The sequence below is a fragment of the Mesorhizobium sp. M1E.F.Ca.ET.063.01.1.1 genome, assembly GCF_003998155.1.
Classification (GTDB): Bacteria; Pseudomonadota; Alphaproteobacteria; order Rhizobiales; family Rhizobiaceae; genus Mesorhizobium.
The window spans coordinates 1-1,629 of the sequence record NZ_RZSC01001042.1; the positions used below are offsets into that span (position 1 = coordinate 1).

Consider the following 1,629-nt stretch of genomic DNA (forward strand, 5'->3'; position numbering starts at 1 on the left):
GCCATCGGCTGGGCCGGATAGCCTGCCCAAATCTCGCCCGCCGGCACGTTGCTCATGAATCCGCTTCTCGCTGCAAGCTTGGCCCCAGGCCCTATGGTCAAATGATCGGCAAGACCGACGCCGCCGCCCATGGTGACGCCGTCGCCGACGACGACGGAACCGGAAATACCCGAAAGCCCGGCTATAATGCAATTGCGGCCGATGCGAACATTGTGGGCGATCTGCACCAGATTGTCGATCTTGGTGCCTTGTCCGATGATGGTGTCCGACATCGCGCCGCGATCGACGGTGGTGTTCGAGCCGATCTCGACATCGTCCTGGATGATGACGCGGCCGATTTGCGGCACGCGCTCGGGTCCCTTGGCGCCGCCCACGAAGCCGAAGCCATCCTGGCCGATCCTGGCGCCGCCATGGATGATGACGCGGTTGCCGATCAGCGCATACTGGATGCTGGCGCCCGGGCCGACATAGCCGTCGCGGCCGATCCTGCAGGAACGGCCAATGACGGCGTGAGGCGCAATGACCGTGCCGCCGCCAATGGAGACGCCGGGGCCGATCACCGCGCCGGCCTCGACGATCGCACCGGCCTCGACATGCGCGGACGGATCGATATGCGCCTGCGGCGAAATGCCGGTTTCGCCTGTCATCGGCCCTGGAGTGGCGGCCTGTGGAAACAGCAGCCGCCCGACCATGGCGAAGGCCTGTTGCGGCCGCGGATGCACCAGCACCGCGATCCCCTGCGGCGCTCTGTTGGCAAAGTCGGCGGGGCACAAAACGGCTGCGGCCCTGAGCGATTGCATCAGAGCGAAGTTGCGCTTGCCGTCAACGAACACCAGCGCCCCTTCGCCGCCCTCATTGGCGGGCGCCAACGCTTCGATGGCAACATCGGCCCGTGAGGAATCGACGAGGCTGGCGCCGGTCAGATTCGCGACCTCGCCAGCCGTATACCGGCGTGAAGGCGCGAAGAACACCGGATCGGTCATTCCACAAACATTATCCAGCTAGGTCGGATCAGTCTCTTCCGGGCCACCTGGCGGCCCGGAAACATCGTAACCCGCGGATTAGAAACGAGTTGCAATGCCGAAGTTGAATTCCTGCGTGTCGTCGCCCGGCTGTTTCTCGACCGGGATCGCATAGTCGATGCGGATCGGACCGAACGGCGAAGCCCACATCAGGCCAACACCGACCGAAGCGCGCAAATGCATGTCAGCCGATCCCGCCTTTACCAGGCTTGGATCAAGCTTGTTGCCATAGAGCGTCGCAGCATCGGCGAAGACCGCGCCACGCAGACCGAAGCTCTCCGGAATGACCGGCAGCGGGAACTGGGCCTCGGCCGAGGCATTGAAATAGGTCGTGCCGCCGAGATGGTCGCCGCTGTTGTCGCTGGCAATCGGGCCAATGCCGCCATAGGCAAAACCGCGGATCATGCGGTCATTGCTCTGGAAGTGGTCGAAGATGCGCAGCTCGCCATTGCCGTAGCCCGCAATATAGCCCGCGCCACCCGACACCAGGCCGACGAGGTCAAGCTGTTCGGACAAAGTCTGGTAGACGCTTGCGCGCCCGGTCAGCTTCACCCACTTGGCATCGCCGCCGAGACCGGCAACCTCTGTTGTACCAGTGATATAGAGG

At 63.8% G+C, this 1,629-nt stretch carries 2 protein-coding genes; both read right to left on the reverse strand.

The annotated features are described in order from the left end of the window. The coding region (gene lpxD, locus EOA29_RS35785) for a UDP-3-O-(3-hydroxymyristoyl)glucosamine N-acyltransferase (RefSeq protein ID WP_127222350.1) at positions 1 to 983 on the reverse strand (983 nt) is incomplete at its 3' end. A 78-nt stretch (positions 984 to 1,061) separates the two neighbouring features. Next, the coding region (locus EOA29_RS35790; protein ID WP_145970021.1) for a BamA/TamA family outer membrane protein at positions 1,062 to 1,629 on the reverse strand (568 nt) is incomplete at its 5' end.